Origin of the sequence: Thermogutta sp. (genome assembly GCF_014359955.1) — a bacterium.
Classification (GTDB): Bacteria; Planctomycetota; Planctomycetia; order Pirellulales; family Thermoguttaceae; genus Thermogutta.
Genome location: NZ_JACIYL010000383.1, coordinates 1 through 4,119 on the forward strand (window position 1 = coordinate 1; position 4,119 = coordinate 4,119).

General features: G+C 53.5%; 3 protein-coding genes and 1 CRISPR repeat array. All 3 genes read right to left on the reverse strand.

The annotated features are described in order from the left end of the window. The first annotated feature begins 50 nt into the window (after positions 1–50). Positions 51–415: a CRISPR direct-repeat array (repeat unit 36 nt; unit sequence GCTGTGGTTTGCGGGGAATCGTCGCTCGGATACACT). Between the two features lie 49 nt (positions 416–464). After that, positions 465–770 carry a CRISPR-associated endonuclease Cas2 gene (cas2, locus tag H5U08_RS11695; RefSeq protein ID WP_297033207.1) on the reverse strand — a complete coding sequence of 102 codons (306 nt, stop codon included), beginning with the start codon at positions 768–770 and terminating at the stop codon, positions 465–467. A 22-nt stretch (positions 771–792) separates the two neighbouring features. Continuing rightward, on the reverse strand, positions 793–1,701 hold the full coding sequence (cas1, locus tag H5U08_RS11700; protein WP_297033209.1) for a type II CRISPR-associated endonuclease Cas1: 909 nt from the start codon (positions 1,699–1,701) through the stop codon (positions 793–795). Beyond that, a partial coding sequence (gene cas9 / locus H5U08_RS11705; RefSeq protein ID WP_297033211.1) for a type II CRISPR RNA-guided endonuclease Cas9 occupies positions 1,694–4,119 on the reverse strand: 2,426 nt, incomplete at its 5' end. The genes cas9 and cas1, both read right to left, overlap by 8 nt.

Sequence of the window (4,119 nt, forward strand, 5' to 3'; positions counted from 1 at the left end):
GAATCGTCGCTCGGATACACTCATCCCGTTCTCGATTGGTATCACGCTTGGCTGTGGTTTGCGGGGAATCGTCGCTCGGATACACTGGTGTACCACCCCGCCGCGACCCTCGAAACGCTGTGGTTTGCGGGGAATCGTCGCTCGGATACACTCAGTTTCACCGTCACAGTCGGAGCCTATGGCTGTGGTTTGCGGGGAATCGTCGCTCGGATACACTCCACCTGTGTCTTGTAGTACTGGTTGCCATGCTGTGGTTTGCGGGGAATCGTCGCTCGGATACACTGAACGCGTCGGTGAGCTTACTTTTGGGACAGCTGTGGTTTGCGGGGAATCGTCGCTCGGATACACTGTCAGACGCTGACCACCGAGGCCCACGCCAGCTGTGGTTTGCGGGGAATCGTCGCTCGGATACACTACCTGCGACCGATTTCATTGAAACAACATAACTTGCGACATGCCCATGCTCAAAAAAGCATGAGCTGCCGAGGGGCTTTTTCATTCTCCTGGAGGATTTTTCCCACATAGTTCTCCATTTTTCCGAATTGCCGGTCTGTGACGGGTAACAGCCGAACAGCACCTTTCGGAGGCAGGTTCGCTCGAATCTCCTGCCGATAGGGATGCATTGCCTCTTCACTTGGAAATGGCCTCGCGTACACAGAGTACTGCAACTGACAAAACCCCATTTCCAGCAACCGCTTGCGAAAACGTACATACTCCCTCCTTGCCTTCCGGTCGTCCATGGGCAGGTCAAACAAAACAAAGAGCCACATGATCTTGTAACCTGACGGGAGATCACCGCGAGGCATGACAGTTCCAATCGGGCAACAGCAAGTCACGGCGTTTCTTCAAAAACACGTCTGCGAGCGAGGCGGCCATCCGACTGAGTACATCGAATAGCGTTCGGCTTTCACCTTCGAGGAAATATCGCTCCTCGAGAAACCTAAGTAAACGCGATTTCACCTCCGGCGTAAGTTCTGCATCTGCTGGAAACTCCCTCAATAACCCAACCACCAACAGATCCACGCGAGGGCGAAACGGCTCCATCAAATCGTCCGCCAGACAAAACGGATTGTACCGATTATGGTGGTGAATTCCCAAACTCGGATGGAGGCCTGCTCCCGTTATGGCTCGTGCAGTAACGGCCCGTAAAATGGCGTAGCCATAATTTAAAAAGCGATTCTGATCATTCCGATCGGGATCTCTGCGAAAGGTTCGATCCTGGAAAAGGTGCCGCCAATATCGACGAGACGCCATCGCTTCCACATTCGAGGTGTCACCCGACCGAACTCGCGTTGCCAGTCGTGCTAAACCATAATCCTGTCCGTGCAGTTCGTGAAGAACAGCAGCCTGGGATTGAATCTTGCTGCGGACGATTTGCTGCCATAATCTTTTTCGTGTGGGCAGCGAGGCCTGCGCCTGAGCAGCGAGCCGCTCGGTTTGAATATGATGGTTCACCAGAGGGAACATTGTTCCCACGGGCCGGCTCGTCGCATCGCATATCACGCACACAGCCCCCGCCTCCGCAAGGCCCGCCAGAACCGGCTGCGTCAAGGTGATGCACGGGTTGGCCGCGATCAGAACCGCAAGCTCTGCCAGAGGAAGAGTCACCTCTGGCTCTTCTCCCATCTTGATGACGAGTTGTCGATGACGCACCGACAGTTTTGCCGGTTTGTTTGCCAGTTCGACGACGTGATTAATCATTCGCCGGAAGGACCTCGCCCAAAGGTGTCACCATCACCTTCCGTGCGCGACGCTGGAAAAGTTGCCGATAAGTGGCGACTATGCGCTCCTTTGCCTCTCTAATGAGCGTAATTGGACGAGCGTCGTAAGGCAAGCGCAATTCCAAATTATTGTCGGAGATTCCAACCACCCGGAGAAGCTGCTTTTGGCCATCATCGTTGATCCACTCGATGTATTCGCTTTTGGCCAGCGAGAATTTGAATCGAGTATTTGGGCCGTGATCACGGCAAACCACGGGCTCGCCTCGTTTTTTACGCTCATAGGCTTCATACAAGCTGACAATCTTACCCTTCCACCGGACTTCCTGGCCCTGCGCATCGATCACAGCATAAATCTCAATGTGGTGATTGTTTCCAGGTACGACATAGCGTCGCCGAGGACCGTCTCCCACTGGAATCACCGAACTGCTGACCCAAATCCGTACGGATTTAACGGGCAAAGCGGTATGATTCTTTCCACGAATAATCGGCAGGTTGTTGTCAGTGGCAAACGCCTTTTTGGGATCCGACACCCCAAGTTGTTTCAACTTCTCCTTCACCAAGCGCTGAACCACCGGATCGACGATTCTTTCTACTTCGTGCGAAGACAATGCGTTCAGACGCTTGCGGACTTTTGTCTTCCCCTGTTCGACGGGTGGCGAGTAATGTGTTTGATCATGCAGGGCTCCCGAAAGACGGCGGCTGACTCGGAACGAAACCACAATCTCTTCCACGTGCCGCCGCACGTCAGTGAGGAAGGTATCCCATGGGGGATCAACCTTCACAGCCCCTCGGTCCGACGTTCTCAAGAGTTTTTTGGCCTCCTCCGAAAACCTCTGGATCATCGAGGGATCGGTCAGCGCCACAACAAGTGCATCAATCGCGTGATGACGGTGATCATACCGATTCTTTTCAGGGCTTCCTCCCAAGACGGCATTAAGATTCCACGCACGTCGGAAGAGAGCCGTCAAACCGCCCGTAACTGTGAAGACTCGCTGGCGTCCAGCCGGGTCGATCCTTCCCCCGTACAAATGTCCTAAATAGTCAGCCGCCGCCTTGGAGATCCACCGGGTATCACTCAGGTGCCTTAGCGCAAAGTCAGGCGGTATTTCTTCCGCTTGAAACCGATCAAGTTTCTGCCGTGCAAACGGACCACGAAAATTCCTCACTCGCGTGAGTATTTCCTGCCAGCGTACCGGATCGGCCGCATAAGCCTCGCAGGGAGTGCGTCCCGCTTTCACTGAACGATTCTCCTGGTGATAGCAGAGTGTCTTATTCAGAAAGGAATCATCCAGCGAGCGATGCAGCGGCCAGATGTGCTCCACATCAAATTCGGGATGGTCTCCCAGCAACGATTCCAATCGAATCTGCCTGCCGGTATAAGGGCATTCCCAATTGCATTCCTCAGCCAACAGATACTTCTCAATATCCCGAGCGGTCGCGGTTCGCCCAAGTGCTTCCAGTACCTTTTGAGCCGCTTCCTCTCGCCGTTTCTGCTGCTCCCGCATTCGCTTCGAAATTTCTTCACGCTCTTTGCGGGAACGTTTCAATTCGCGAGCTAATTCCACGCGAATATACCGGGGAATTCCATACTTCTGAATAACAGCATTGACGACCTTACGCAGTTCGGTGAGCGCCCGGATCAGCAGCGGATTTCTGGCAGTCGGCAAAACCTGGCGAACCGGCGGCAGTTTGGGATGTTGATTAACTCTCATCCGAGTGCCGCCGTAAACTTTCTGTATCGCCGCATTGAGACGGTCGCCCTGCTTTAATAAGGGCAAAAGCTTTCGAATAGCCCGGCGACTGAAGCTGTGGTAGCCTTCCTCTAAGGGCATCTCAGCGAGTTGAGAGGCCATTTCGCGGTCAAATCCCCAGACTCTTTGCAGATGCTCCTCAAGGGCGTCAGCATTTAGAAATGCTATCACAGTATCCACCAACGCTTTTTGTTTCTCGCTTCCCAGATTCTCCCATGCAATATCACCGATGATTTTTCTAATTCGGGCAGCGGTTCTATTACCCGGCAATTTTTTCTCACCGCCACGTTCCAAATTGCACTGCCAGCCCTGACCTTTTTTTCCGGTGGGAATGCCAATCGCCTTTTTGATCAGTGTGAAACTAAGGTCTTCGTTCCGTTCGGCCAAATCATAGAGTTTTTGTCTTTCCTCCGCTGTCAATAGACGGGTTGTGCCCTGTGGATCGACAAACTCAAGGTCATTGATTCGCTGCATGTACCGAATTCTCTGCGCCTCAAGAGAAGCCATCGGGGCCCGCCTGAAAGCATAGATATACTCCACCTGTCCGTTGGGACGTTTTCGCGTAAGCACCTCCAAGGGACAGCGTCCCACAAGGCCGCTCTGCGATTTGAGCGGCCGTTGAAAAAAGAGCGCCTTCCAGAGCTGTG